Origin of the sequence: unidentified bacterial endosymbiont (assembly GCF_918797525.1) — a bacterium.
Lineage (GTDB): Bacteria > Pseudomonadota > Gammaproteobacteria > Enterobacterales > Enterobacteriaceae > Enterobacter.
Genome location: NZ_OU963893.1, coordinates 661,663 through 687,891, shown reverse-complemented (window position 1 = coordinate 687,891; position 26,229 = coordinate 661,663). Strand labels below are relative to the sequence as shown.

The 26,229-nt window shown below is 50.5% G+C and carries 41 protein-coding genes; 8 read left to right on the top strand and 33 right to left on the bottom strand.

The annotated features are described in order from the left end of the window. Positions 1 to 2: 2 nt before the first annotated feature. From rsmB to mscL, 3 genes are all read left to right on the top strand, one after another. Entirely contained in the window at positions 3 to 1,289 is a 1,287-nt protein-coding gene (gene rsmB / locus NL510_RS03260) for a 16S rRNA (cytosine(967)-C(5))-methyltransferase RsmB (RefSeq protein WP_253381546.1), read from the top strand. 22 nt (positions 1,290 to 1,311) lie between these two features. Then, complete coding sequence (gene trkA / locus NL510_RS03255) at positions 1,312 to 2,688, top strand: Trk system potassium transporter TrkA (RefSeq protein ID WP_253381544.1); 1,377 nt, start codon at positions 1,312 to 1,314, stop codon at positions 2,686 to 2,688. A gap of 146 nt (positions 2,689 to 2,834) precedes the next feature. Next, the gene (mscL, locus tag NL510_RS03250) at positions 2,835 to 3,248 is read left to right on the top strand and encodes a large-conductance mechanosensitive channel protein MscL (protein ID WP_253381542.1); all 414 of its coding nucleotides are present in this window, start codon (positions 2,835 to 2,837) and stop codon (positions 3,246 to 3,248) included. Here mscL and NL510_RS03245 read toward each other — a convergent pair. The 33 genes from NL510_RS03245 to NL510_RS03085 form a co-directional block, all read right to left on the bottom strand. After that, positions 3,245 to 3,463, bottom strand: coding sequence for an alternative ribosome-rescue factor A (locus tag NL510_RS03245; protein ID WP_253381541.1), 219 nt, complete (start codon positions 3,461 to 3,463; stop codon positions 3,245 to 3,247). The genes mscL and NL510_RS03245 overlap by 4 nt on opposite strands. Positions 3,464 to 3,520: 57 nt before the next feature. Continuing rightward, the gene (gene zntR, locus NL510_RS03240; RefSeq protein ID WP_253381539.1) at positions 3,521 to 3,946 is read right to left on the bottom strand and encodes a Zn(2+)-responsive transcriptional regulator; all 426 of its coding nucleotides are present in this window, start codon (positions 3,944 to 3,946) and stop codon (positions 3,521 to 3,523) included. Positions 3,947 to 3,948: 2 nt separating this feature from the next. Continuing rightward, positions 3,949 to 4,317, bottom strand: coding sequence for a DnaJ family domain-containing protein (locus NL510_RS03235; protein ID WP_253381537.1), 369 nt, complete (start codon positions 4,315 to 4,317; stop codon positions 3,949 to 3,951). A 107-nt stretch (positions 4,318 to 4,424) separates the two neighbouring features. Beyond that, positions 4,425 to 4,811, bottom strand: a complete 387-nt coding sequence (gene rplQ, locus NL510_RS03230; protein WP_001216372.1) for a 50S ribosomal protein L17 — start codon at positions 4,809 to 4,811, stop codon at positions 4,425 to 4,427. A 40-nt stretch (positions 4,812 to 4,851) separates the two neighbouring features. Beyond that, positions 4,852 to 5,841 (bottom strand): DNA-directed RNA polymerase subunit alpha, encoded by a 990-nt coding sequence (locus NL510_RS03225; protein ID WP_062779420.1) that lies wholly within the window; start codon positions 5,839 to 5,841, stop codon positions 4,852 to 4,854. A gap of 25 nt (positions 5,842 to 5,866) precedes the next feature. After that, entirely contained in the window at positions 5,867 to 6,487 is a 621-nt protein-coding gene (gene rpsD / locus NL510_RS03220) for a 30S ribosomal protein S4 (RefSeq protein WP_004868345.1), read from the bottom strand. A 32-nt stretch (positions 6,488 to 6,519) separates the two neighbouring features. Then, on the bottom strand, positions 6,520 to 6,909 hold the full coding sequence (rpsK, locus tag NL510_RS03215) for a 30S ribosomal protein S11 (protein WP_003863312.1): 390 nt from the start codon (positions 6,907 to 6,909) through the stop codon (positions 6,520 to 6,522). 16 nt (positions 6,910 to 6,925) lie between these two features. Then, positions 6,926 to 7,282, bottom strand: a complete 357-nt coding sequence (gene rpsM / locus NL510_RS03210) for a 30S ribosomal protein S13 (protein ID WP_003863308.1) — start codon at positions 7,280 to 7,282, stop codon at positions 6,926 to 6,928. Positions 7,283 to 7,428: 146 nt separating this feature from the next. Further along, complete coding sequence (gene rpmJ / locus NL510_RS03205) at positions 7,429 to 7,545, bottom strand: 50S ribosomal protein L36 (RefSeq protein ID WP_000868187.1); 117 nt, start codon at positions 7,543 to 7,545, stop codon at positions 7,429 to 7,431. A 31-nt stretch (positions 7,546 to 7,576) separates the two neighbouring features. Next, positions 7,577 to 8,908, bottom strand: a complete 1,332-nt coding sequence (gene secY, locus NL510_RS03200; protein WP_003863305.1) for a preprotein translocase subunit SecY — start codon at positions 8,906 to 8,908, stop codon at positions 7,577 to 7,579. A 7-nt stretch (positions 8,909 to 8,915) separates the two neighbouring features. Beyond that, positions 8,916 to 9,350: a 50S ribosomal protein L15 gene (gene rplO / locus NL510_RS03195; RefSeq protein WP_013099022.1), complete on the bottom strand. Its 435-nt coding sequence runs from the start codon at positions 9,348 to 9,350 to the stop codon at positions 8,916 to 8,918. 3 nt (positions 9,351 to 9,353) lie between these two features. Further along, complete coding sequence (rpmD, locus tag NL510_RS03190) at positions 9,354 to 9,533, bottom strand: 50S ribosomal protein L30 (protein ID WP_003863301.1); 180 nt, start codon at positions 9,531 to 9,533, stop codon at positions 9,354 to 9,356. A gap of 6 nt (positions 9,534 to 9,539) precedes the next feature. Continuing rightward, on the bottom strand, positions 9,540 to 10,040 hold the full coding sequence (rpsE, locus tag NL510_RS03185; protein ID WP_003863299.1) for a 30S ribosomal protein S5: 501 nt from the start codon (positions 10,038 to 10,040) through the stop codon (positions 9,540 to 9,542). 14 nt (positions 10,041 to 10,054) lie between these two features. Continuing rightward, positions 10,055 to 10,408, bottom strand: a complete 354-nt coding sequence (gene rplR / locus NL510_RS03180; protein WP_227171104.1) for a 50S ribosomal protein L18 — start codon at positions 10,406 to 10,408, stop codon at positions 10,055 to 10,057. A 9-nt stretch (positions 10,409 to 10,417) separates the two neighbouring features. Continuing rightward, positions 10,418 to 10,951: a 50S ribosomal protein L6 gene (gene rplF / locus NL510_RS03175; protein WP_006178917.1), complete on the bottom strand. Its 534-nt coding sequence runs from the start codon at positions 10,949 to 10,951 to the stop codon at positions 10,418 to 10,420. A gap of 12 nt (positions 10,952 to 10,963) precedes the next feature. After that, on the bottom strand, positions 10,964 to 11,356 hold the full coding sequence (rpsH, locus tag NL510_RS03170; RefSeq protein WP_006178918.1) for a 30S ribosomal protein S8: 393 nt from the start codon (positions 11,354 to 11,356) through the stop codon (positions 10,964 to 10,966). A 30-nt stretch (positions 11,357 to 11,386) separates the two neighbouring features. Beyond that, entirely contained in the window at positions 11,387 to 11,692 is a 306-nt protein-coding gene (rpsN, locus tag NL510_RS03165; protein WP_003863291.1) for a 30S ribosomal protein S14, read from the bottom strand. Between the two features lie 14 nt (positions 11,693 to 11,706). Then, positions 11,707 to 12,246 (bottom strand): 50S ribosomal protein L5, encoded by a 540-nt coding sequence (rplE, locus tag NL510_RS03160; protein WP_022649589.1) that lies wholly within the window; start codon positions 12,244 to 12,246, stop codon positions 11,707 to 11,709. A 14-nt stretch (positions 12,247 to 12,260) separates the two neighbouring features. After that, on the bottom strand, positions 12,261 to 12,575 hold the full coding sequence (rplX, locus tag NL510_RS03155) for a 50S ribosomal protein L24 (RefSeq protein WP_006178919.1): 315 nt from the start codon (positions 12,573 to 12,575) through the stop codon (positions 12,261 to 12,263). A 10-nt stretch (positions 12,576 to 12,585) separates the two neighbouring features. After that, positions 12,586 to 12,957 carry a 50S ribosomal protein L14 gene (rplN, locus tag NL510_RS03150; RefSeq protein ID WP_004160583.1) on the bottom strand — a complete coding sequence of 124 codons (372 nt, stop codon included), beginning with the start codon at positions 12,955 to 12,957 and terminating at the stop codon, positions 12,586 to 12,588. A 164-nt stretch (positions 12,958 to 13,121) separates the two neighbouring features. Next, positions 13,122 to 13,376, bottom strand: coding sequence for a 30S ribosomal protein S17 (gene rpsQ, locus NL510_RS03145; protein ID WP_008503489.1), 255 nt, complete (start codon positions 13,374 to 13,376; stop codon positions 13,122 to 13,124). Continuing rightward, a complete protein-coding gene (gene rpmC, locus NL510_RS03140) occupies positions 13,376 to 13,567 on the bottom strand; it encodes a 50S ribosomal protein L29 (RefSeq protein WP_253381535.1) in 192 nt (63 codons plus the stop codon). The genes rpsQ and rpmC overlap by 1 nt, the downstream gene beginning before the upstream one ends. After that, complete coding sequence (gene rplP / locus NL510_RS03135) at positions 13,567 to 13,977, bottom strand: 50S ribosomal protein L16 (RefSeq protein WP_002919759.1); 411 nt, start codon at positions 13,975 to 13,977, stop codon at positions 13,567 to 13,569. The genes rpmC and rplP overlap by 1 nt, the downstream gene beginning before the upstream one ends. 12 nt (positions 13,978 to 13,989) lie before the next feature. Next, positions 13,990 to 14,691: a 30S ribosomal protein S3 gene (gene rpsC, locus NL510_RS03130; protein ID WP_000529945.1), complete on the bottom strand. Its 702-nt coding sequence runs from the start codon at positions 14,689 to 14,691 to the stop codon at positions 13,990 to 13,992. A 17-nt stretch (positions 14,692 to 14,708) separates the two neighbouring features. Further along, entirely contained in the window at positions 14,709 to 15,041 is a 333-nt protein-coding gene (gene rplV / locus NL510_RS03125) for a 50S ribosomal protein L22 (RefSeq protein WP_002919773.1), read from the bottom strand. A 14-nt stretch (positions 15,042 to 15,055) separates the two neighbouring features. Then, positions 15,056 to 15,334 (bottom strand): 30S ribosomal protein S19, encoded by a 279-nt coding sequence (rpsS, locus tag NL510_RS03120; RefSeq protein ID WP_001138117.1) that lies wholly within the window; start codon positions 15,332 to 15,334, stop codon positions 15,056 to 15,058. Positions 15,335 to 15,350: 16 nt separating this feature from the next. Further along, the gene (gene rplB / locus NL510_RS03115; RefSeq protein ID WP_041142969.1) at positions 15,351 to 16,172 is read right to left on the bottom strand and encodes a 50S ribosomal protein L2; all 822 of its coding nucleotides are present in this window, start codon (positions 16,170 to 16,172) and stop codon (positions 15,351 to 15,353) included. 17 nt (positions 16,173 to 16,189) lie between these two features. Beyond that, complete coding sequence (gene rplW, locus NL510_RS03110; RefSeq protein ID WP_097164996.1) at positions 16,190 to 16,492, bottom strand: 50S ribosomal protein L23; 303 nt, start codon at positions 16,490 to 16,492, stop codon at positions 16,190 to 16,192. Further along, on the bottom strand, positions 16,489 to 17,094 hold the full coding sequence (gene rplD, locus NL510_RS03105; protein ID WP_003031119.1) for a 50S ribosomal protein L4: 606 nt from the start codon (positions 17,092 to 17,094) through the stop codon (positions 16,489 to 16,491). Before rplD ends, rplW begins: the two co-directional genes overlap by 4 nt. Before the next feature lie 10 nt (positions 17,095 to 17,104). Beyond that, positions 17,105 to 17,734, bottom strand: a complete 630-nt coding sequence (gene rplC / locus NL510_RS03100) for a 50S ribosomal protein L3 (protein ID WP_034461783.1) — start codon at positions 17,732 to 17,734, stop codon at positions 17,105 to 17,107. Positions 17,735 to 17,766: 32 nt separating this feature from the next. Further along, positions 17,767 to 18,078 carry a 30S ribosomal protein S10 gene (rpsJ, locus tag NL510_RS03095; protein ID WP_001181005.1) on the bottom strand — a complete coding sequence of 104 codons (312 nt, stop codon included), beginning with the start codon at positions 18,076 to 18,078 and terminating at the stop codon, positions 17,767 to 17,769. 243 nt (positions 18,079 to 18,321) lie between these two features. Then, positions 18,322 to 18,699, bottom strand: coding sequence for a type II secretion system protein GspB, cryptic system variant (locus tag NL510_RS03090; protein ID WP_253381533.1), 378 nt, complete (start codon positions 18,697 to 18,699; stop codon positions 18,322 to 18,324). Beyond that, positions 18,696 to 20,168 (bottom strand): ExeA family protein, encoded by a 1,473-nt coding sequence (locus tag NL510_RS03085; protein ID WP_253381531.1) that lies wholly within the window; start codon positions 20,166 to 20,168, stop codon positions 18,696 to 18,698. Before NL510_RS03085 ends, NL510_RS03090 begins: the two co-directional genes overlap by 4 nt. A 144-nt stretch (positions 20,169 to 20,312) precedes the next feature. Between NL510_RS03085 and gspC the strand changes: the two genes are divergently transcribed. From gspC to gspG, 5 genes are read left to right on the top strand one after another with little or no spacing between them, the layout of a single operon-like run. Further along, positions 20,313 to 21,116 carry a type II secretion system protein GspC gene (gene gspC, locus NL510_RS03080; protein WP_253381529.1) on the top strand — a complete coding sequence of 268 codons (804 nt, stop codon included), beginning with the start codon at positions 20,313 to 20,315 and terminating at the stop codon, positions 21,114 to 21,116. Next, positions 21,117 to 23,108: a type II secretion system secretin GspD gene (gspD, locus tag NL510_RS03075; RefSeq protein WP_253381527.1), complete on the top strand. Its 1,992-nt coding sequence runs from the start codon at positions 21,117 to 21,119 to the stop codon at positions 23,106 to 23,108. It abuts the gene before it with no gap. Beyond that, positions 23,105 to 24,580: a type II secretion system ATPase GspE gene (gene gspE, locus NL510_RS03070; RefSeq protein WP_253381525.1), complete on the top strand. Its 1,476-nt coding sequence runs from the start codon at positions 23,105 to 23,107 to the stop codon at positions 24,578 to 24,580. The genes gspD and gspE overlap by 4 nt, the downstream gene beginning before the upstream one ends. Beyond that, on the top strand, positions 24,577 to 25,776 hold the full coding sequence (gene gspF, locus NL510_RS03065; protein ID WP_253381523.1) for a type II secretion system inner membrane protein GspF: 1,200 nt from the start codon (positions 24,577 to 24,579) through the stop codon (positions 25,774 to 25,776). The genes gspE and gspF overlap by 4 nt, the downstream gene beginning before the upstream one ends. A 9-nt stretch (positions 25,777 to 25,785) precedes the next feature. Further along, a complete protein-coding gene (gene gspG, locus NL510_RS03060; protein ID WP_253381521.1) occupies positions 25,786 to 26,229 on the top strand; it encodes a type II secretion system major pseudopilin GspG in 444 nt (147 codons plus the stop codon).

Genomic DNA, 26,229 nt, shown 5'->3' with positions numbered 1-26,229 from the left:
TTATGAAAAAACAAAATCTACGCAGTCTGGCGGCTCAGGCCGTTGAAAAAGTGGTTGAGCAAGGGCAGTCACTGAGCAATGTCCTGCCCCCCCTGCAGCAAAAAGTATCTGATAAGGACAAAGCTCTGCTTCAGGAGCTGTGCTTTGGCGTCCTGCGCACCCTTTCTCAGCTTGAATGGCTGATCAATAAGCTGATGTCGCGCCCAATGGCAGGTAAACAGCGTACCGTGCATTATTTAATCATGGTGGGCTTCTATCAGCTTCTTTATACGCGCATTCCCCCTCACGCAGTCCTGGCCGAGACGGTAGAAGGTGCTGTGGCGATTAAGCGTCCTCAACTGAAAGGGTTGATCAATGGCGTATTGCGTCAGTTCCAGCGACAGCAGGAAGAGCTTCAGGCTGAGTTCGCTGAGAGTGAAAAACGTTTCCTGCATCCTGACTGGCTTCTTGCCCGCCTTAAAAAAGCGTATCCGAAGCAGTGGCAAGCGATCGCAGATGCCAATAATCAACGCCCGCCGATGTGGCTTCGCGTCAACCGCAATCACCATACGCGTGACGCCTGGCTGGCATTGCTTGAAGAAGCTGGTATGAGTGGTTTCACGCATGAAGCTTATTCAGATGCCGTACGTTTAGCCTCGCCTGCCCCGGTACACATGTTACCCGGTTTTGAAGAGGGGTGGGTAACCGTACAGGATGCCTCGGCACAGGGCTGCATGGCCTGGCTTGAGCCCAAAAATGGTGAACAGATCCTCGATCTCTGCGCTGCACCTGGCGGCAAAACGACGCATATTCTGGAAGTTGCGCCACTGGCAAGCGTGATGGCCGTGGATGTTGACGAGCAGCGCCTCTCACGCGTTTATGACAACCTGAAGCGTTTGGGTATGAAAGCACAGGTTAAACAAGGGGATGGGCGTAAACCATCAGAATGGTGCGGTGAGGCTAAGTTCGATCGCATTTTGCTGGATGCTCCCTGTTCTGCAACAGGCGTGATTCGTCGTCATCCCGATATCAAATGGCTACGCCGCGATCGTGATATTAAGGAACTTGCTCAGCTGCAGTCCGAAATTCTCGACGCCATTTGGTCACAACTTAAATCAGGCGGAACGCTGGTCTATGCGACCTGTTCCGTCCTCCCGGAAGAAAACAGCCAGCAAATAGCGGCCTTCCTGAAACGTACGCCTGATGCTGCACTGCATGATACGGGAACGCCGGAACAACCAGGCCTACAAAACCTACCGGGTAGCGAAGAGGGTGATGGCTTCTTTTACGCTAAGCTAATCAAAGAGTGATGTTGAGAACAGGTCACACGATATGAAAATTATCATTCTGGGCGCAGGACAGGTTGGTGGAACGCTGGCAGAAAATCTTGTTGGCGAAAATAACGATATTACGATTGTCGATACCAATGGCGATCGGTTGCACGTTTTGCAGGACAAGTTTGACCTCCGCGTGGTGCAGGGGCACGGTTCACATCCGCGGGTACTGCGTGAGGCTGGCGCCGATGATGCAGACATGCTGGTTGCCGTCACCAGTTCCGACGAAACCAATATGGTTGCATGTCAGGTTGCCTACTCGCTTTTCAACACGCCAAACCGGATCGCACGGATACGTTCACCAGACTATGTCCGGGACGCGGAGAAACTGTTCAACTCAGAAGCCGTACCTATTGACCATCTTATTGCGCCAGAACAGTTGGTCATTGATAGTATTTACCGCCTAATCGAATATCCGGGCGCTCTCCAGGTCGTGAACTTTGCTGAGGGGAAAGTAAGCCTGGCAGTAGTTAAAGCGTATTACGGCGGTCCATTGATCGGTAACGCCCTGTCGACAATGCGGGAGCACATGCCGCATATTGACACGCGGGTCGTGGCCATTTTCCGTCACGACAGGCCTATTCGCCCCCAGGGTTCCACCATTGTTGAAGCCGGAGATGAAGTCTTCTTTATTGCAGCATCTCAGCATATTCGTGCGGTTATGAGCGAGCTTCAACGTCTCGAGAAGCCCTATAGACGCATCATGCTGGTCGGGGGCGGTAATATCGGCGCAGGTCTGGCCCATCGTCTGGAAAAAGATTACAGCGTGAAGTTGATCGAGCGCGATCAGCAACGTGCCTCTGAACTCGCTGAAAAGTTACAGAATACCATCGTGTTTTATGGCGATGCATCGGATCAAGAATTGCTGTCCGAAGAGCATATCGATCAGGTTGATCTTTTTATTGCCGTTACTAACGATGACGAAGCAAATATTATGTCGGCCATGCTCGCTAAACGCATGGGGGCGAAAAAGGTGATGGTGCTTATTCAGCGCCGTGCTTATGTTGATCTTGTTCAGGGAAGCGTTATTGATATCGCTATTTCGCCACAGCAAGCGACGATTTCTGCGCTGCTTAGTCATGTTCGCAAAGCGGATATTGTCGGCGTCTCCTCACTTCGTCGTGGTGTCGCTGAAGCCATTGAAGCCGTCGCGCACGGTGATGAAACTACGTCTCGCGTTGTCGGCCGCTCCATCGACGAAATTAAGTTGCCGCCGGGCACGATTATTGGTGCCGTAGTCCGTGGGAACGATGTCATAATCGCCAACGATAATTTACGCATCGAGCAAGGCGACCACGTTATTATGTTCCTTACTGATAAAAAGTTTATTACCGATGTCGAACGTTTGTTCCAGCCTAGTCCTTTCTTCCTTTGATGATTCGGGTGCTCATGAAGGAGCTCCCTGTCATTAACCTTTTATTTTATAAGTTTTTTGTTTTCGAAAACGAATATTTATCCCCAATGGCAATTAGCTGATCATTTGTTAAACTTATTATCGTCAGCTGGTACAAGGAGAACATAATGAGTTTTATTAAAGAATTTCGCGAATTTGCGATGCGCGGAAATGTAGTGGATTTGGCGGTAGGTGTCATTATTGGTGCAGCGTTCGGCAAGATCGTTTCATCATTGGTTGCCGACATTATTATGCCACCGCTGGGGCTGCTAATTGGGGGGGTTGATTTCAGACAGTTCGCCGTAACGCTGCGAGAGGCTCAGGGAGATATTCCTGCCGTCGTTATGCACTATGGTATATTTATTCAGAATATTTTTGATTTCGTGATCGTAGCATTCGCCATCTTTATGGCCATCAAGCTTATCAATAAGCTTAACCGTAAAAAAGAAGAACCCGCAGCGGCACCACCTGCACCAACGAAAGAAGAAGTTTTGCTGACTGAAATTCGCGATCTGTTAAAAGAGCAGAATAATCGTTCTTAACAGCCGAAAAAAGCAGAAAGGCCAGTGGTAAAAAAGCGATTCGCTTGCTTGCCACTGGCCTCCCGGTCCACCCGTTTCGCATGTTTTTCTTTACGCAGATAACTTCCTTTCCCTTTTTTACTCTTCTCGATGCGCTGTCTGAAAAGCGGGTCATGAAGTAAAGCTTCAATGGCGTTGTCCTTGATCTGTCCCTTTGTATGCTGATAGCGACTCATGGTTTCTCCTGAGTAAGGTTTATATGGAACGGAGTCTAGACCCGGTCGAATCAAAAATCAATAACCTCGTCCCTCTCCGCTGGCACCCTGTTCCAGGGCTTCAAGAATTGAGCAATATAGACTGCTGTGGGAAGTACCGCAGCAGGCATCATTTAACCTTTGCAGAGAACGCTGCATCGTCTGCAGTTCCTGAATACGCGCTTCAACTTCATCCAGCCGGGCCTGAACGATACTTTTGGATTCCTGGCAGGTGTGATGCTCAGGATCGATGCGGATCGACAACAGTTCGCGGATCGAATCCAGAGTAAACCCGAGTTGCCGGGCATAGCGGATGAATCGCAAACGCTGAAGATCATTTTCGGTATAGAGGCGGAACCCCCCCTCAGTCCGAACTTCATGATCAATCATCTGCTGCTTTTCGTAGTAACGGATGGTATCCGGGGTTACGTTAGCGAGCTTTGCAAGTTCACCAATTCGGAACATAACTACTCCTGTTGCACTCTGTACATTAATTTTTCACAATATTCTCCATGCAAAAAGTCAGTGTTCATACCCGCCTGGCGGAGCTTCAGTTCAATCAATGCCAGTCGGCGGGTGAACTCGCTGTGTCGGGGATCGTCCTTGCGAATGCCTTTGAGCAGGTCAGCAAGCTCAAAAGCCTCTTTGCGCTGTTGAAGCTCGGGAGGTAAACATCCCGCGTTCTTGAGCAAGCGGTAACCAGAGCGTAATTCAGGCGCGACGTGTGAATCATCATCCAGCGCTAGCGGCTCGCCACTTCCCGGAAGATTATCGAATTCGCCTTTTCTTTGGGCATCGCTGATATGACGTTCTGCCCACTGATCGAGCAACCACATGATGAACTCCAGATACTGAACAGAATAGATAGCGTCATTGTAGATAAGTGGGGATTTTACGGATATAAAAAAACCCGCCGGAGCGGGTTTTTTTACGTTACTGCAGATTACTCTGCAGCAGCTTCTGCTTTAGATTCTGAACGATCAACCAGCTCGATGTAAGCCATCGGAGCGTTGTCGCCTGCACGGAAGCCACACTTCAGAATACGAGTGTAACCACCGGCACGGCTCGCAAAACGCGGACCCAGTTCGTTAAACAGTTTTGCCACGATCTCGTTATCACGAGTACGGGCGAATGCCAGACGACGATTAGCAACGCTGTCAGTCTTGGCAAGAGTAATCAGCGGCTCAACTACGCGACGCAGCTCTTTCGCTTTAGGCAGGGTCGTCTTGATGATCTCATGACGAACCAGTGAACCTGCCATATTGCGGAACATAGCCTGGCGATGGCTGCTGTTGCGGTTCAGTTGACGACCACTCTTACGATGGCGCATGACCTTATCCTTCTCAGTAAAACCTTAACCTGTGATCCGGTTACTCGTCAGCAATGCTAGCCGGTGGCCAGTTTTCCAGGCGCATGCCCAGAGACAGACCACGTGAAGCCAGCACGTCTTTAATCTCGGTAAGAGATTTTTTACCCAGGTTCGGCGTTTTCAGCAACTCAACCTCGGTACGCTGTACCAGATCACCGATATAGTGGATAGCTTCTGCCTTAAGGCAGTTAGCAGAGCGGACAGTCAATTCGAGATCGTCAACAGGGCGCAGCAGGATCGGATCGAATTCTGGTTTCTCTTCTTTCACTTCCGGCTGACGTACATCACGTAAGTCAACGAAAGCTTCCAGTTGCTCTGCCAGGATGGTTGCCGCACGACGAATCGCCTCTTCAGGATCGATTGTGCCATTGGTTTCCATTTCGATGACCAGCTTGTCCAGGTCGGTACGCTGTTCTACACGCGCTGCTTCAACATTGTAGGCAATACGCTCTACAGGGCTATAGCATGCGTCGACCAGCAGACGGCCGATTGGGCGCTCATCTTCTTCCGAATGAATTCGGGCAGAAGCCGGCACATAACCACGACCGCGCTGAACTTTGATACGCATGCTAATAGCTGCGTTCTCATCGGTCAGGTGGCAGATCACGTGCTGCGGCTTGACGATTTCAACATCACCGTCGTGGGTGATGTCGGCTGCAGTCACAGGGCCAATGCCAGATTTATTCAGAGTAAGAATAACTTCATCTTTACCCTGAACTCTCACCGCCAGCCCTTTCAGGTTGAGCAGGATTTCAAGGATATCTTCCTGAACGCCTTCTTTGGTGCTGTACTCATGAAGTACACCATCAATCTCAACCTCGGTCACCGCGCAACCCGGCATCGATGAGAGCAGAATACGGCGCAGTGCGTTACCCAGAGTATGGCCAAAGCCACGCTCTAAAGGCTCAAGGGTCACCTTGGCGTGCGTCGAACTCAGTTGCTCGATATCTACCAGGCGCGGTTTTAGAAACTCTGTCACAGAACCCTGCATTGTGTCCTCTCTTTGGTACTAAGCTTTACTTGGAGTAAAGCTCGACGATCAGGTGTTCGTTAATGTCCGCAGACAGATCAGAACGTTCCGGCTGACGCTTGAACGTACCTTCCATCTTGCCAGCATCAACTTCCAGCCAGGTTGGCTTTTCACGCTGCTCAGCCAGCTCCAGAGCGGCCTTCACGCGAGATTGCTTTTTCGCTTTCTCACGAATGCTAACAACGTCATTCGCTTTAACCTGATAAGAAGCGATGTTAACAACACGACCGTTTACCATGATTGCTTTGTGGCTAACCAGCTGACGTGATTCAGCACGAGTAGCGCCGAAGCCCATACGGTATACAACGTTGTCCAGACGACCTTCCAGCAGAGCCAGCAGGTTTTCACCTGTGTTGCCTTTCAGACGTGCTGCTTCTTTATAGTAGTTACGGAACTGACGCTCCAGCACACCGTACATACGGCGAACTTTTTGCTTTTCACGCAACTGCACACCATAGTCAGACAGACGCGGTTTACGCGCACCGTGCTGGCCAGGAGCTTGTTCAATTTTACACTTGGTATCGATCGCGCGAACGCCAGACTTAAGGAATAAGTCGGTGCCCTCACGACGGCTCAGCTTGAGCTTAGGACCCAAATATCTTGCCATTTTCTATCTCCAACTAACCTAAAAAACGAGCGTTATACGCGACGTTTTTTCGGCGGACGACAACCGTTATGAGGGATCGGAGTCACATCAGTAATATTCGTGATGCGGAAACCAGCGGCGTTCAGAGCGCGAACAGTAGATTCACGACCCGGACCCGGACCTTTAACCATAACTTCCAGATTCTTGATGCCGTATTCTTTTACGGCTTCAGCGCAACGCTCTGCTGCAACCTGAGCTGCGAACGGAGTTGATTTGCGTGAACCACGGAAACCGGAACCACCGGCTGTTGCCCAACCCAATGCGTTACCCTGACGATCGGTAATAGTAACGATGGTGTTGTTGAAAGAAGCATGGATATGAGCCACGCCGTCAGAGACTTGTTTTCTTACACGTTTACGTGCACGAACTGGTGCCTTTGCCATTATTCAATCACCCCGATTATTTCTTGATCGGTTTGCGCGGACCCTTACGGGTACGTGCGTTGGTCTTCGTACGCTGTCCGCGCACTGGCAGACCACGACGATGACGCAAACCGCGATAGCAACCAAGATCCATCAGGCGCTTGATGCTCATGCTGATTTCACGGCGCAGATCACCTTCAACGACAAATTTGGCAACTTCGTCACGCAGCGTGTCGATTTGTTCTTCAGACAGCTCACTGATCTTAACATCTTCAGCGATACCCGCTGCAGCCAGAATGGCTTTTGAACGGGTCTTGCCGACGCCATAGATCGAAGTTAATGCGATCACGGCATGTTTCTGATCAGGAATGTTAATGCCTGCTATACGGGCCACTATGCACTCCTACTATTTAATATGTACGCACCATGCTGAAAAGCCCGTTTTCAGGATACTCAAATGGAAACGTACAGACATACAAAAGATTGGCTGGCTAATCTAGCCAGCTCAACCCAACTTTGCAAGAAAAATATGCGAAATAATCAGCCTTGACGCTGTTTATGCTTCGGCTCGGCACTGCAAATCACACGGATGACACCATCACGCTTAACGATTTTGCAGTTACGGCATAATTTCTTGACGGAAGCACGAACTTTCATTTTTACTCTCCGTAACTTCTCAGACGACCTATTAGCGGCCGTAGCCTTTCAGGTTCGCCTTCTTCAATGCAGACTCGTACTGACTGGACATCATCAGAGTTTGCACTTGAGCCATAAAGTCCATAATCACGACAACAACGATAAGCAGTGAGGTCCCACCGAAGTAGAACGGTACTTTCATTGCATCACGCATGAACTCCGGGATCAGGCAGATAAAAGTAATATAAAGCGCACCAACTAAAGTCAGGCGAGTCATTACTTTATCGATATACTTCGCCGTTTGCTCTCCCGGACGAATTCCTGGTACAAATGCACCGGACTTCTTCAGGTTATCTGCTGTTTCACGCGGGTTGAAGACCAACGCCGTGTAGAAGAAACAGAAGAAGATGATCGCAGACGCATAGAGTAACACATAAAGTGGTTGCCCAGGCTGCAAATACAGCGAAATTGTTGTCAGCCAGTTCCAACCCGTTCCGCCCCCGAACCATGATGCGATGGTCGCAGGGAACAGAATAATACTGGAAGCGAAGATAGCCGGGATAACCCCCGCCATATTCACTTTCAGCGGTAAATGTGTGCTCTGTGCAGCATAGACACGACGACCTTGCTGACGCTTAGCGTAGTTCACCACAATGCGGCGTTGACCACGTTCCACGAAAACAACAAAGAACGTCACTGCAAATACTAATACTGCAACCAACAGCAACAGGAGGAAGTGCAGGTCGCCTTGACGCGCTTGCTCAATAGTATGGGCGATGGCTGGCGGGAGGCCCGCAACAATACCGGCGAAGATAATGATTGAGATACCGTTACCGATACCTCGTTCAGTGATCTGTTCGCCGAGCCACATCAGGAACATCGTCCCTGTGACCAGACTAACAACAGCGGTGAAATAGAATGCAAAGCCCGGGTTTAATACCAGACCCTGCATACCAGGCATATTCGGAAGACCGGTAGCAATACCGATCGACTGGAATATTGCCAGCACCAGAGTGCCGTAACGGGTGTACTGACTAATCTTGCGACGTCCAGACTCCCCTTCTTTCTTCAGCTCTGCCAGGGCCGGATGAACGACCGTTAGCAGCTGGATAATAATGGATGCCGAAATGTACGGCATAATACCCAGAGCAAAGATTGAAGCACGGCTGAGAGCACCACCAGAGAACATGTTGAACATTTCAATGATAGTGCCTCGCTGTTGCTCAAGCAGTTTGGCAAGTACAGCGGCATCGATACCAGGGATCGGAATAAAAGAGCCAATACGGAACACAATCAGCGCGCCGATTACAAACAGCAGTCTGCGTTTCAGCTCGCCAAATCCACCTTTGGCACTTTGAAAATCTAATCCCGGTTGCTTAGCCATCTGCTACTTATTCCTCAATTTTACCGCCAGCAGCTTCGATAGCAGCACGAGCACCTTTAGTAACACGCAGGCCACGAACAGTTACCGGAGTAGAAACTTCACCAGCCAGGATCACTTTCGCGAACTCGATCTGGATACCGATAATATTTGCTGCTTTCAGCGTATTCAGGTCTACAACGCCGCCTTCAACTTTCGCCAGGTCAGACAGACGGACTTCCGCTGTGATTGCTGCTTTGCGAGAGGTGAAGCCGAACTTCGGCAGACGACGGTACAGTGGCATCTGACCACCCTCGAAACCGCGACGTACGCCACCGCCAGAACGAGAGTTCTGACCTTTGTGACCACGACCACCGGTTTTACCGAGGCCAGAACCGATACCACGACCCAGGCGTTTACCCGCCTTTTTAGAGCCTTCGGCCGGAGACAGAGTATTTAAACGCATCTCTTACTCCTCAACTTTAACCATGAAGTAAACCGCGTTGACCATACCACGAACAGCAGGAGTATCCTCGCGCTCAACGGTATGACCAATACGACGCAGACCCAGGCCAAGCAGCGTTGCCTTGTGTTTCGGCAGACGACCGATTGCACTGCGGGTTTGAGTGATTTTAATAGTCTTTGCCATGGTCAATTACCCCAGAATTTCTTCAACGGATTTACCACGCTTGGCAGCGACCATTTCTGGAGAATTCATATTTTCCAGGCCGTCAATAGTTGCACGAACCACGTTGATCGGGTTGGTGGAACCATATGCTTTAGCCAGAACGTTATGAACTCCAGCAACTTCCAGAACGGCGCGCATTGCACCACCGGCGATGATACCGGTACCTTCGGAAGCTGGCTGCATGAATACACGAGAACCCGTGTGAACACCTTTAACTGGGTGTTGCAGGGTACCGTTGTTCAGCGCGACATTAATCATATTGCGACGAGCTTTTTCCATCGCTTTCTGGATCGCTGCTGGAACTTCACGCGCTTTACCGTAACCAAAACCAACGCGACCGTTACCATCGCCAACAACAGTCAGAGCTGTGAAGGAGAAAATACGACCACCTTTTACGGTTTTAGATACGCGGTTAACCGCGATCAGCTTTTCCTGCAGTTCGCCAGCCTGTTTTTCGATGTGTGCCATCTTACACCTCTACCTTAGAACTGAAGGCCAGCTTCACGGGCAGCATCTGCCAGTGCCTGGACACGACCATGATATTGGAACCCGGAACGGTCAAAGGAAACATTGTTGATGCCTTTTTCCAGAGCGCGTTCTGCAACAGCTTTACCTACAGCTGCAGCGGCGTCTTTGTTACCGGTATACTTCAACTGTTCTGAGATAGCTTTTTCTACAGTAGAAGCAGCTACCAGAACTTCAGAACCGTTCGGTGCAATAACCTGTGCGTAAATATGACGCGGGGTACGATGTACCACCAGGCGAGTTGCACCCAGCTCTTTGAGCTTGCGGCGTGCGCGGGTCGCACGACGGATACGAGCAGATTTCTTATCCATAGTGTTACCTTACTTCTTCTTAGCCTCTTTGGTACGCACGACTTCGTCGGCGTAACGAACACCCTTGCCTTTATATGGCTCAGGACGACGGTAGGCGCGCAGATCTGCTGCTACCTGACCGATCAGCTGTTTATCAGCGCCTTTCAGCACGATTTCAGTTTGAGTCGGACATTCTGCAGTGATACCGGCCGGCAGCGGATGCTCAACAGGGTGTGAGAAGCCCAGAGACAGACCTACTGCATTCCCTTTGATCGCTGCACGATAACCTACACCAACCAGCTGAAGCTTTTTAGTGAAGCCTTCGGTAACACCAACAACCATTGAGTTCAGCAGGGCACGCGCGGTACCAGCCTGAGCCCATCCATCCACGAAACCATCACGTGGACCGAAGGTCAGAGCATTATCTGCATGTTTAACTTCAACAGCATTGTTGAGAGTACGAGTCAGCTCGCCGTTTTTACCTTTGATCGTAATAACCTGTCCGTCGATTTTTACATCAACGCCGGCAGGAATAACGACCGGTGCTTTAGCAACACGAGACATTCTTTCCTCCGATTAGGCTACGTAGCAGATAATTTCGCCACCAAGACCAGCCTGGCGCGCTGCACGATCAGTCATAACACCTTTAGAGGTAGAAACAACTGCGATACCAAGGCCAGCCATAACTTTCGGCAGCTCATCTTTTTTCTTATAGATGCGCAGACCTGGGCGGCTGACACGCTGAATGCTTTCTACAACAGCTTTACCCTGGAAATACTTGAGAGTAAGTTCCAGTTCCGGCTTGGTGTCGCCTTCAACTTTAAAATCTTCGATAAAACCTTCTTCCTTCAGCACGTTGGCAATTGCCACTTTCAGCTTGGCGGAAGGCATGGTGACCGCAACTTTGTTCGCGGCCTGACCGTTACGGATACGGGTCAGCATATCCGCGATCGGATCTTGCATGCTCATCTGTCTTTACTCCCGTGATTCAATTGGTAATTACCAGCTAGCCTTTTTCAAGCCTGGTACTTCACCGCGCATGGCGGCTTCACGCAGTTTGATACGGCTCAACCCAAACTTGCCCACATAACCATGTGGACGACCTGTTTGACGACAGCGGTTACGCTGACGAGACGGGCTGGAATCACGCGGCAGAGACTGCAGCTTGAGAACAGCATTCCAACGATCTTCGTCGGAAGCGTTCACATCAGAAATGATCGCTTTCAGTTCAGCGCGTTTAGCGAAGAATTTATCAGCTAAAGCTACGCGCTTTACTTCGCGTGCTTTCATTGATTGCTTAGCCATTCAGTAACCCTACCTTACTTGCGGAACGGGAAGTCAAAGGCAGCCAGCAGAGCACGGCCTTCTTCATCAGATTTCGCAGTAGTGGTAATGGTAATATCCAAACCACGTACGCGATCGACTTTATCGTAATCGATTTCTGGGAAGATGATCTGCTCACGGACACCCATGCTGTAGTTACCACGACCGTCGAAAGACTTAGCGGACAAGCCACGGAAGTCACGGATACGTGGAACAGCAATAGTGATCAGGCGCTCAAGGAACTCCCACATGCGTTCGCCACGCAGAGTTACTTTACAGCCGATCGGATAGCCCTGACGGATTTTGAAGCCTGCAACTGATTTGCGTGCTTTGGTGATCAACGGCTTTTGACCGGAGATTGCTGTCAGATCCGCTGCTGCGTTGTCCAGCAGTTTCTTGTCAGCGATCGCTTCACCAACACCCATGTTCAGGGTGATCTTCTCGACCCGAGGGACTTGCATGACAGAATTGTAGCTAAACTCAGTCATGAGTTTGTTAACTACTTCGTCTTTGTAGTAATCATGCAGTTTCGCCATCGTACTACTCCAAATTACTTGATAGTTTCGCTAGTAGATTTGAAGAAACGGACTTTTTTGCCGTCTTCGAATCTAAAGCCTACACGGTCAGCCTTGCCGGTAGCCGCATTGAAAAGAGCAACGTTAGAAACCTGAATAGCAGCTTCTTTTTCAACGATGCCACCTGGTTGGTTCAGGGCCGGAACCGGCTTCTGATGTTTCTTAACCAGGTTGATACCTTCAACGACGAGTTTGCCGGAAGACAGAACATTTTTTACTTTACCGCGTTTACCTTTATCTTTACCGGTTAACACGATAACTTCGTCATCACGACGGATTTTCGCTGCCATGATTCGCTCCTTAGAGTACTTCTGGTGCCAGAGAGATAATTTTCATGAACTTTTCAGTACGAAGTTCACGAGTTACCGGCCCAAAGATACGCGTGCCGATAGGCTGCTCGCTGTTATTGTTTAAAATAACGCATGCATTACCATCGAAGCGAATGACAGAACCGTCAGGGCGACGAACACCCTTCCTGGTGCGCACCACTACCGCTTTCAGCACATCACCTTTTTTGACCTTACCACGTGGAATTGCTTCCTTGATGGTGATCTTGATGATGTCGCCTACGCCTGCGTAGCGACGGTGCGAGCCACCCAGAACCTTGATACACATTACGCGACGTGCACCGGAGTTGTCGGCGACGTTCAGCATAGTCTGTTCTTGGATCATTTCAGTGCTCCGCTAATGTCAACTACTACCTGAGACTCTAAAATCAGAGCCATTAAAAAGCCCCATATCGAGGGCGCGGCATTATAACACCGCTTCTACAATATGGGTAGAAAAAATAAACGGCTCATCGCTGAGCCGTTTATTCGTATTGAGAGCGTACTCTATTACAGAACCGCTTTCTCTACAACGCGAACCAGCGTCCAGGACTTAGTCTTAGACAGTGGACGGCATTCACGGATTTCAACCTTGTCGCCGATACCACATTCGTTGTTCTCGTCATGTACGTGCAGTTTGGTCGTACGCTTGATGAATTTACCGTAGATCGGGTGTTTCACAATACGTTCGATAGCGACAACGATGGATTTCTCCATTTTGTCGCTAACAACACGACCTTGCAGAGTACGGATTTTATCGGTCATTACGCACCCGCCTTCTGAGTCAGTAAAGTCTTAACGCGTGCAACATTGCGACGCACTTGCTTCAGCAGGTGAGTCTGTTGCAGCTGGCCACTTGCAGCCTGCATACGCAGGTTGAACTGCTCACGCAGCAGGTTCAGCAGCTCAGCGTTCAGCTCTTCAACGCTTTTTTCACGCAGCTCTTGTGCTTTCATTACATCACCGTCTTAGTTACAAAGGTGGTTTTGATAGGCAGTTTCGCTGCTGCCAGGCCGAAGGCTTCACGGGCCAGCTCTTCCGGAACACCGTCCATTTCATAAAGGACTTTACCCGGTTGGATCAAGGCAACCCAGTACTCCACGTTACCTTTACCTTTACCCATACGAACTTCCAGCGGCTTCTCGGTGATCGGTTTGTCCGGGAATACACGGATCCAGATCTTACCTTGACGCTTAACTGCACGGGTCATTGCACGACGTGCTGCTTCGATCTGACGTGCAGTCAGACGACCACGGCCAACAGCTTTCAGACCGAAAGTGCCGAAGCTAACATCCGTACCCTGCGCCAGACCACGGTTGCGGCCTTTGTGCACTTTACGGAATTTTGTACGCTTTGGTTGTAACATCAGCGACGCTCCTTATTTACGGCCTTTACGCTGCTGCTTTTTAGGTTGCGCAGCCGGTTTTTCCGGTTGTTCAACAGCAGCCATACCACCCAGGATCTCACCTTTGAAGATCCATACCTTAACGCCGATTACACCGTAAGTGGTGTGCGCTTCAGAGGTGTTGTAGTCAATGTCAGCACGCAGAGTGTGCAGCGGTACGCGACCTTCACGGTACCATTCGGTACGTGCGATTTCCGCGCCGCCCAGACGGCCGCTAACTTCAACTTTGATACCTTTAGCGCCCAGACGCATTGCGTTCTGTACAGCACGCTTCATCGCACGGCGGAACATAACACGACGTTCCAGCTGAGAAGTGATGCTGTCAGCAACCAATTTTGCGTCCAGTTCAGGCTTACGAACTTCAGCGATATTGATCTGTGCAGGAACGCCAGCGATATCCGCTACGACCTTGCGCAGTTTTTCTACGTCTTCGCCTTTCTTACCGATAACGATGCCAGGGCGAGCAGTGTGAATGGTCACACGGATGCTCTTAGCTGGACGCTCGATAACGATACGAGATACAGACGCTTTAGCCAGTTCCTTAGTCAGGTACTGACGTACTTTAAAATCGCTGTCCAGGTTGTCAGCGAATTCTTTGGTGTTCGCAAACCAGGTTGAGTTCCATGGTTTTACAATACCCAGGCGAATACCATTAGGATGTACTTTCTGACCCATTGCTAGTCTCCAGAGTCTCAGCGATCGGACACAACCACAGTAATGTGGCTGGTGCGCTTCAGGATGCGATCTGCACGACCTTTCGCACGCGGCATAATGCGCTTCATGCTTGGGCCTTCATCTACGAAAATTTTCGCAACTTTCAGATCGTCGATGTCAGCGCCATCGTTGTGTTCAGCATTAGCAATGGCAGATTCCAGTACTTTCTTGACCAATACCGCAGCTTTCTTGTTGGTATAGGTCAGGATGTCCAGGGCCTGCGACACTTTCTTACCGCGAATCAGGTCAGCAACAAGGCGAACCTTCTGAGCAGAAGAACGAGCATGGCGATGTTGAGCTAAAGTTTCCATCTCTTCCTCCTACCTTATTTCTTCTTCGCTTTTTTATCAGCAGCGTGGCCGCGATAAGTACGAGTCGGTGCGAATTCACCCAGTTTGTGACCGACCATTTCGTCGGTAACAAAGACTGGAACGTGCTGACGACCATTATGGACAGCGATGGTCAAACCGATCATGTTAGGAAAGATCGTTGAACGACGGGACCAAGTGCGCAGGGGCTTCTTGTCTCCGCTTTCCACCGCTTTCTCTACCTTCTTCAGCAAGTGCAGGTCAATAAAAGGACCTTTCTTGAGAGAACGTGGCATGGCTTATCCTCTAAAATTATTTGCTACGGCGACGTACGATAAATTTATCAGTACGCTTGTTGCTGCGGGTCTTCTTACCTTTGGTCTGGAGGCCCCACGGAGATACCGGGTGCTTACCAAAGTTACGACCTTCACCACCACCATGTGGGTGATCGACTGGGTTCATCGCAGTACCGCGAACGGTAGGACGAATACCACGCCAGCGTGCAGCACCTGCTTTACCCAGAACGCGCAGCATATGCTCAGCATTGCCAACTTCGCCCAGAGTAGCGCGGCAGTCTGCTTCGACTTTACGCATTTCACCAGAACGCAGACGCAGGGTGACATAAGCACCATCACGAGCAACGATCTGAACGTAAGTACCTGCGGAACGCGCCAGCTGACCGCCTTTACCTGGTTTCATTTCTACGTTATGAACGGTAGAACCAACCGGGATATTGCGCATCGGCAGGGTGTTACCTGCTTTGATTGCAGCATCAACGCCAGACTGAATCTGGTCGCCAGCTTTCAGGCCTTTAGGGGCCAGAATGTAACGGCGTTCGCCATCTTTGTACAGAACCAGCGCGATGTTCGCGGAACGGTTCGGATCGTACTCAAGACGCTCAACAACTGCTGGGATACCGTCTTTGTTGCGTTTGAAGTCAACAATACGATAAGCCTGCTTGTGGCCACCACCGATGTGACGAGTGGTGATACGGCCATTGTTGTTACGACCACCGGATTTGCTGTTTTTTTCCAGCAACGGAGCAAAAGGTTTGCCCTTGTGCAGCTCAGGGTTGACCACTTTAACAACGTGGCGACGACCCGGAGATGTCGGTTTACATTTAACAACTGCCATTGTATTACTCCTCCGACTTACTCAGCGCCGCCAACGAAGTCCAGATTCTGGCCTTCTTTAAGGGTGACGTAAGCTTTTTTCCAGTCGCTACGACGACCGATACGCTGTCCTTGACGTTTAACTTTCCCTTTAACAACCAGGGTGTTAACGACTTCGACTTCGACTTCAAACAGTTTCTGCACAGCAGCTTTGATTTCTGCTTTGGTCGCGTCTTTAGCAACTTTGAGAACGATGGTGTTAGTTTTTTCCATCGCAGCAGACGCTTTTTCAGAAACGTGCGGTGCACGAAGCACCTTCAGCAGACGTTCTTCACGAATCATGCCAGCATCTCCTCAACTTGCTTAACAGCATCAGCAGTCATTACGACTTTGTCGAAGGCGATCAGGCTAACCGGGTCGATACCAGTCGCATCACGTACGTCAACCTTGTGCAGGTTACGTGCAGCGAGGAACAGGTTCTCGTCCAGCTCACCGGTGATGATCAGCACATCTTCCAGAGCCATGTCTTTCAGTTTCTGTGCCAGCAGCTTAGTTTTAGGCGCTTCAACAGAGAATGATTCGACAACGATCAGACGATCCTGACGTACCAGTTCGGACAGGATGCTTTTCAGCGCGCCGCGGTACATCTTTTTATTAACTTTTTGACTGTGGTCCTGCGGACGTGCAGCAAAGGTCACGCCACCTGAACGCCAGATCGGGCTCTTGATAGAACCTGAACGCGCACGGCCGGTACCTTTCTGGCGCCACGGTTTTTTACCGGAACCAGTTACTTCAGCACGAGTCTTCTGAGCACGAGTGCCCTGACGAGCACCAGCTGCATAAGCAACAACAACCTGGTGAACCAGCGCTTCGTTGAAATCACGACCGAAGGTAGTTTCGGAAACAGTCAGCGCGCTCTGCGCGTCTTTCAATACTAATTCCATTGCTATCCCCTTACGCCTTCACAGCTGGTTTAACGATCAGGTCGCTACCGGTTGCACCCGGAACTGCACCTTTAACCAGCAGCAGGTTGCGCTCAGCGTCAACACGTACTACGTCCAGGCTCTGAACGGTCACACGTTCGTTACCCAGCTGACCTGCCATTTTCTTGCCTTTGAACACTTTGCCCGGAGTCTGGTTCTGACCGATAGAACCCGGAACGCGGTGAGACAAGGAGTTACCGTGCGTAGCGTCTTGGGTACGGAAATTCCAGCGCTTAACGGTACCAGCAAAACCTTTACCTTTAGAGGTACCGGTTACGTCAACTTTTTTAACTTCAGCAAACAGTTCAACGCTAATGTCCTGACCTACGGTGAACTCTTCGCCTTCAGCAAGACGGAATTCCCACAGACCACGGCCAGCTTCTACGCCAGCTTTAGCGAAGTGGCCCGCTTCTGGTTTGGTCACACGGCTAGCTTTTTTAGCACCAGTGGTAACCTGAACAGCGCGGTAGCCATCGTTAGCCAGATCTTTAACCTGAGTAACGCGGTTTGCTTCAACTTCGATTACGGTTACTGGGATAGATACGCCATCTTCAGTGAAGATGCGGGTCATACCCACTTTTTTACCGACTAAACCAATCATTGTATCAACCTCTCAATCGCTCGATGACCTGATTAACCCAGGCTGATCTGCACGTCTACACCGGCAGCCAGGTCCAGACGCATCAGAGCATCAACGGTTTTTTCAGTTGGCTCAACGATGTCAACCAGACGCTTGTGAGTGCGAATTTCGTACTGATCGCGCGCGTCTTTGTTAACGTGCGGAGAGATCAGAACGGTAAAGCGCTCTTTGCGGGTCGGCAGCGGGATCGGACCACGGACTTGCGCACCAGTGCGCTTAGCAGTCTCGACGATTTCCGCGGTTGATTGATCGATCAGACGATGATCAAACGCTTTCAGGCGGATACGGATTCTTTGGTTCTGCATGAGACCAGAGCTCCAATTATTTTATAAACGAAAATGATCACTACTCAAACCCATTACGATTGATGGGAGAGTGTAACCGTTCTTACGTAGCCCCCCAATTGGGGGCATTGTTGAGCAACAAAATGAGTTACCCCGGTTCAGATTGAACCAGCCGTCGATTACGACAAGCCCGCGCATTATACGTATTTCCAGACTTAATGCAAGCCAGGTGTGTCGATAATGACCCACCTTTTGTTGCTTCTTTCATTGCTGGTCGAGTTCAGCCATCGCCTGCTTCACCCTGGCTTTAAGATCGATATCTTCAGCAGGTTCCTCCGTCGCGGGCTGCTGCTCAATGTCGCCCTCATCCGTACTCATCTCTTCCGTACTATCCTCTGGTAACGGCAAAGGTTGTTTCTTATATATATAGTGCGCGTCTGAGAGACGGTAGTTCTGGGCCACAGATTCAGGACGCACATTCACGGCAAAGCGGCCGTGTACGTAATAGCCTAACACCGCCAGGGCAGCACTATAGACCAGCCAACACACTGCAATGTGAGCTCGCCGCCAATTCGACGTCGGCATTTCCGGGTGGATAAAGCTATTTTCCTCATTATGGTAACTGTCCTGGTTCAGGCTCATACCTTCGCTCCTTCATGCGTCAGCTTTGGACTTTCACCCAGCACTTGCCACAGCCGGATAAGAGTGACCTTGCCCATTACGCCATCGGCCTTAATGTTGTTTTGCGTCTGAAACTGGCGGATCTTCTCAGTTAGCATTGGACTCCACTCGCCTGTATTTTCTGCCTCAACGTTCAACACACGGCTCAGCATTGTATCGAGCCACGCGACATCATCGATGCTGCTTTTCTTTGTGATACTCGCGTTGCCATCGGGTGATGGCTTCCACATCAGCGTATAGCTTCCCTTCCATACATTACTGAACCAGGCTTTATCCAGGAGCCAGGTTTTACCCGCAGACAATGCGATGATTGCCCCCTCTCCTTCTCCGATGATAACAACCGGAATGCTGGCGTTATCGATTTCCAGAGTGGCAATCCATGGCAGGCTTTGAGCCATCAGGGATGCCAGATTTTCCTTACCTGACACGCACGCCATGCCTGCACGGTATGCCTGGTCGCACCAGGCTTCACTCTTGTCCACCTCATAACCCCAGACGCTATACAGCAACGCGAGCGATTCATTAGAAGACATTCTGTGCGAAACAAGAGACGGCGCGTCCTTAACAGCGGGTGATGTGGGTAGCAGCGTTTCGGGAGAAGGTAACCAGCGGGACAACGGTTGAGAGAAATACCCGCCAGCGCTTCCCCATATTGCGGCGGTAACAATCAACGCCATACACAACAGCCCCCTGCGTCGAGGCGATGGCAGCAGGCGTAATGCGTCGTGTTGTTGAGAATGCGAGATAAGCGCATGCGGCTCGTCGCACTCCTCATATCTCTTATAGAAAAAACGTCCCGCACGGGCCGCTAAGCGTAAATCGCCCCGGCTGCGCTTCATAATCTTCCGGATGAACGTATCGGGAAACGGATTTCCACAAGCGAGATCCACGCCAGCATGGGAAGCCATCACTTGTCGAAAGTCTTTAAGGTTAGCGGAGGCGATATCGAACCAAACAGGATGATTCATGCGTAGCTGGCGTTGCTGGCAGCGGGTAAACCTGCCAGTTAGCAATAAACGGGCCGTTGGCATTAGCGCCGTGAATGCGTTTACCGTAGCCATAAGGTTTTTAGTTAACCGATGCCCATCTTCCAGAACAAACAACGGCAGTCTTCCTGGCATCACTTCCAAAGCATGCAGTAGCTCAGGCCAGAGTGAAGCTAAGGCAAACGAGCGTCCGGTTAAATTACCCGCATCCTGAGTATCAGCAATGACAGTTAATTCCCACCGATAACCCTTGCTATTAACCGGACAGATCGTAATGACCCGATGTGGCCAGGCGGCGAGCATGCCGCGCACCAGCGTACTTTTCCCACTGCCTTTCTCTCCCTGCAGTACCACCCAGTGTTCATACGTAAGCGTCGTAAGAAGACTCTCAAACATCCGTTCGTGCCGGGTAGTATTAAAATCTATCGGTTCATCCTTGAGCATGCGTATTGACCTCAAAAATTAATCTATTCCTAAAATAAAGCCATATGGTCGCAAACTACTTGCTGCTTACGAGAGGCCAATTATATTATCGCAAGCATTAACAAGATATAGCCTGACTTTTTAGTCGTTCTTAATAATGAATGTATGAATACTGTGCCCCTCACATTAAAAAGCCCGTTACTTTATAATGCATTTTACCTGCTAATTACATTGGCGAGCGTTATATGCATTCTGATAACCATACACAGCGGATATGCTCTGTGGGTTGAAAATAGCGCATTGCGTGAACACACTGATATTATAAGCAAGGTGAATAAAACGAGCGGAATATATAAATGGAATTTGTCATCCGTGGCAACAGAAACGTCTGAAATGACAACATTAACGCCAAAAGAGGATGTCTTATCCGGGGTTCATCTGTACGGAATTATTCATAGTACGGATAGATTAGTTTCACGTGCAATTCTTGATGAAGATGGTCAACAGAGTAGTTATGCCATCAACGATCGTCTGAAATCGTCCAGCAATGTGCGGATAGCAGACATCACAAAGAACAAGGTGATCTTCTCATCAGAGGGACATACTCAGCAGCTTACATTACTGGACGATTTGATAGCGTCATCGGTGAGCGCTAATCAGGAGACGCATCAGGCAACTGCAGCGTTATCTGATTTTATTGAGACCAACCCGGTATTCGATAAAAATGCCTTGCGCGGTTTACGCCTGCTACCCCGTAATAAGGCAACATTGTTTTCTCGAGCGTCTCTTGAGCCGGGAGACGTCGCTATTAAGATAAATAACGTTTCGTTAACGCAGCAGGCCAATATTGAGAAAGCGCAGGAGATGCTTAAGCATCTTCAGATGGCCCAGCTCACCCTATTAAGAAATGCATCACCACGAGTAATTAATGTTTCAGTTCACCAATTCCAGGACGGAAAGGAAAACTAAATGGAAGGGATTTTTCGAGGCCAGCGTCTGAAAGCTATCTCGCTGGCATTACTGCTAATTGTCACCTGTAAGCCCGCATTATCAGCGGATTACACTGCTAACTTTAATGGCGCTGACATAGAAACATTCGTCAATATTGTGGGGCAGAATACAGGCAAGACCATTCTGATTGATCCAGACGTGAAGGCGACTATCTCCGTCAGAAGCGCTGATACGTTTGATGAAGAAGAATATTATCAGTTTTTCCTGAGCGTACTGGATCTGTATGGTTTCTCACTCATCAGTCTCGATAATGGCTTGCTGAAAGTTGTGCGCTCCGAAAAGGCTAAGACCTTACCTGGAAGACTTTCTACAGGCGCCAAACCTGGCAGGGGTGATGAACTGGTTACCCGTATCGTTTCGCTGGAAAACGTCCCCGCCCGCGCCTTGTCTCCTCTGCTGCGCCAGATGCTTGATGGCGGCGGCGTGGGTAACGTCGTGCACTATGAACCTTCAAACGCATTGATCATTACCGGTAAGGCATCAACCGTAAACCGGCTGCTTGAGGTGATTAAGCGCGTCGATGTGATGGGGGATGAAAAAGAGCAAATCATCCCTTTGAAGTACGCTTCAGCCACCGATCTGGCCGATGTGCTTACTGACCTGTCGCGAGAAAGCGGAAAAGAGGCGAAACCAGCCACCCTCCAGACGCGCATCGTTGCCGACAAAAGAACGAACGCTCTTATCGTCAGCGGTTCGGATCGTGCACGTGCACGGGTTATGCAGCTTATTTCGCGCCTTGATACGCAGGATCAGGGGCAAGGCAACACCCGTGTCTGGTATTTGAAATACGCCAAGGCTGACAAGCTTGTCGAGGTCCTGACTGGCGTCACGCAAAAGTTACAGGATGAGAAAGGCGGTACAGCCAAAGCCACCACCAGCAGCAGCAGCGGTAACGGTATTTCAATTACTGCAGATGAACAGACCAACTCTCTGGTGGTCACCGCCGATCAGGGGATCCTGCAACAGTTGGGAGATGTTATTGCAAAACTGGATATTCGACGAGCCCAGGTGCTTGTTGAAGCGATTATCGTGGAAGTTCAGGACGGTAAAGGTCTTAATCTGGGCGTTCAGTGGGCAAACAAAAACGTTGGTGGACAACAGTTTACCAAAACCGGCTTGCCGATATTTAACGCGGCGCAGGGTATCAAAGAATATAAGGCTCAGGGTGGCATGACCAGCGACAACCCGGCTTACAATCTCTTCAGTAACTACAGCGGTCTCGCGGCTGGCTTTTTCAACGGCGACTGGGGAGTTCTCCTGACCGCGCTTAATACCGACAATAAAAACGATATCCTTTCCACCCCGAGCATCGTGACGCTCGATAACAAAGAAGCCTCGTTCAACGTTGGTCAGGACGTTCCCGTACTCTCAGGCTCGCAAACCACCTCGGGCGATAACATTTACAACACCGTCGAGCGTAAAACTGTTGGGACAAAGCTGAAGGTAACGCCTCAAATCAACGAGGGCGACTCTGTTTTGATGGAGATCGAACAAGAGGTTTCCAGCGTCGACTCCTCGACAACCTCTTCATCACTTGGTCCGACCTTTAACACCCGCACCGTGCAGAACGCGGTTCTGGTCAAAAGCGGCGAAACCGTAGTGCTGGGCGGTTTGATGGATGATACCAGTAAACAGGAGGTCTCAAAGGTTCCTCTGTTGGGTGATATCCCTTTGATCGGGCAGCTCTTCCGCTACACCTATAATGAAAAAAGCAAACGCAATCTGATGGTCTTCATCCGTCCAACCATAATCAGAGACGACGAAATTTACCGTTCACTCTCACGGGATAAATATAATGGTTACAGGGATATGCAGAAGGAGAGAAGCAATAAACAGAGCGGTAAACTGATTCATGTCGATGGTATAGATGAGCTGGACGAGCGCGCGTTTGACAACCCTCCAACCGTACCAGCCGCCAAAAATCCTTTCAGGGAAGAGCGTACGAAATGAATCTGTACGCATGGAAAAAAGCGCAGCGCATAAACATTGCCGCTCATCAGCAGGAGCTGTTCTACACGGCGGGTGCTACGCTTGAGGATCTGCTCGAGGTAGCATCCGTGGCTCCCGACTGCACTCGCTTTACCCAACTCACCCCTCAGCAGTTTACGGAAAAGCTGGAGCATCTTTACCAGCAAAATAGCGGCACGGCCCAGCTCATTGCGGAAGATATTAATAACTCGGACGATCTCAGCGCCCTCTCCGATGAGATCCCGACAAATGAAGATCTGCTTAACGAGCAATCAGATGCGCCCGTTATCAGGCTCATTAACGCCGTACTCAGCGAAGCGCTTAAGGAGCATGCCTCCGATATTCATATCGAAGTGTTTGAAAAAACGATGAGCATCCGCTTCCGGGTGGACGGCGTATTGCGCCCGGTCGTCCAGCCAAATAAAAAGCTGGCCGCGTTGTTCATCTCTCGCATCAAAATTATGGCCAGGCTGGATATTGCCGAAAAGCGGCTGCCGCAGGACGGTCGTATCACCTTAAAGATAGGTAATCGAAACGTCGATGTGCGCGTTTCTACTCTGCCTTCTCAGCACGGTGAACGGGTTGTGTTACGTCTGCTGGATAAAACCAGCCTGCGGCTGTCGCTCGACAAGCTGGATATGTCTGTGGAAGACATTCGCGATCTAAAGCGGCTTATTGCCCTGCCTCACGGCATTATTCTGGTCACGGGTCCCACGGGTTCCGGGAAAAGCACCACTCTGTACGCCCTTCTTTCCGCGCTCAATAGCCCTGAGCGTAACGTTCTCACCGTAGAAGATCCGATTGAGTACGAGTTAGAAGGCATCGGCCAGACGCAGGTCAATACACGCGTGGATATGTCATTTGCCCGTGGGCTGCGCGCGATATTACGCCAGGATCCTGATGTGGTGATGGTAGGCGAAATCCGCGATGCCGAAACGGCTCAAATTGCCGTACAGGCCTCCCTGACGGGGCACCTGGTCCTTTCCACTCTACACACCAACAGCGCCAGCGGCGCCGTTACCCGCCTGCGTGATATGGGTACAGAATCCTTCCTGCTCTCGTCCTCGCTGGTTGGCGTAATTGCCCAACGCCTGGTAAGACGTCTCTGTCAGCAGTGCAAATCACCTCATCCGGTCACCTCTCAACAGCAGCAATTATTGCTGGCGCAGGGCGTTGACGCTTCTCAGCTCTGGCAGGCTAGCGGCTGTAATGCCTGCCGGCAGAGCGGCTATCAGGGGCGTCTGGCAATTCATGAGCTATTAGTTATGACGCCTGACATACGCGAAGCCGTGCATGCAGAGATCAATGAGCAACAGCTCGTCCAGCTCCAGCGCCAGAACCACCGCAGCTTACTGGCAAATGGCCTGCGTGCTGCAGCGCAAGGACTGACCTCACTGGAAGAGGTATTGCGTGTAACGTCAGAAGAGCAAGCGTCGGCGGAGGAAAGTGAATGAAATTTCGCTGGGTAGCCACTGATGAAAAAGGCAATCGTCATACCGGTGTAAGCGATGCCGAAAGCGAACGGGATATGGTCGCGCAGCTCAGGAGCAAGTCGCTGCTACCGGAGTCAATTAAACAGCAACGGAACAGGGTAAAGCTACAGCTCTTTCCAGTACGAGTGAGTCACGCCGAGCTGACGCTTTTTACCCGTCAACTCGCGACTCTGATGGCAGCGGCACTGCCGCTGGATGAAGCGCTCGCAGCAATTCAGCAACAAAAAGAGAGCAAAAATATTGTCGGTATTATCGGTACGCTTCGCCAGTCTGTACTTGAAGGGCAGTCCCTTTCCGCCGCGATGCAACAGCACCCTCGCCTGTTTGATACCGTCTACTGCACACTGGTAAAAGCGGGTGAAACTGTAGGACAGCCCGGGGCCGTGCTTGAAAGGCTGGCTGATTTCAATGAAGCCCGCCAACGAATGCGTAGCAAGCTTATGCAGGCGTTAATTTATCCATCTTTACTCACCACGGTAGCGATTCTGGTGGTGGTGATATTGCTTACCGCCGTGGTGCCTAAAGTCGCCGCACAGTTTATTCATCTCAAACATGCGCTACCGCTGACCACACGGACATTACTTGCCATCAGCCACTTTTTGTCGTCATACAGCCCGTGGATAGTGCTCCTCGTCGTTGCCGGAGGGGGGCTGTTCTCGTACTGGCTGAAGCGGGAAGGAAACCGGCATCGCTTCCACCGACAGTTAATTCACATGCGATTTACCGCCCCCTTGCTTTGCGCGATAGACAGTGCTCGTTACTTACGCGCGCTCAGTATTCTCAACGTCAGCGGCGTTCCGCTACTGCAGGGAATGACGCTATCGGCAGAAGGGGTTACCAATCAGGAGATACGTCAACGGCTCAGCGAAGCTGCGGAAAGCGTACGGCAGGGAAACAGCGTCAGCCAGTCGCTTGAAAAAACCCAAATATTCCCCCCCATGATGCTCTACATGATTGCCTCGGGAGAAAAAAGCGGTCAGCTCGGAGAGCTCATGCAGCGGGCGACGGATAACCAGGAAGTGCAGTTACAAAACCGTATCACGATGACGCTGGCGATTTTTGAACCCGCGCTGATTGTCGTCATGGCCGCTATCGTCCTGTTTATTGTCGTGGCGGTCATGCAACCGATTTTACAACTTAACTCATTGATGAACTAAGGAAACGTTATGGATAGACGCAAAGTAAACATGCAGCGCGGTTTTACGTTGATGGAACTCATGGTGGTCATCGTGATTCTGGGCGTACTGGCGAGCCTGGTCGTACCGAATCTGATGGGCAACAAAGATCGTGCCGACCGTCAAAAAGCCGTTACTGACATTGTCGCCCTCGAAAACGCCCTTGATATGTTCAAGCTGGATAACCATCGCTACCCCACGACAGAGCAAGGTATGGAAGCGCTTATAGAAGCCCCGACGCTTTCACCTCTGGCAGAAAATTACAATGCAGATGGCTATATACGGCGCCTGCCCGCAGACCCATGGGGCAATGAGTACATCCTGGTAAGCCCTGGTGAGCACAGTGCAATCGATATCAGCTCTGCCGGTCCTGATGGCGAAGTGGGTACGTCAGACGACGTAACCAACTGGGATAATGATAAAAAAGAACGCTAA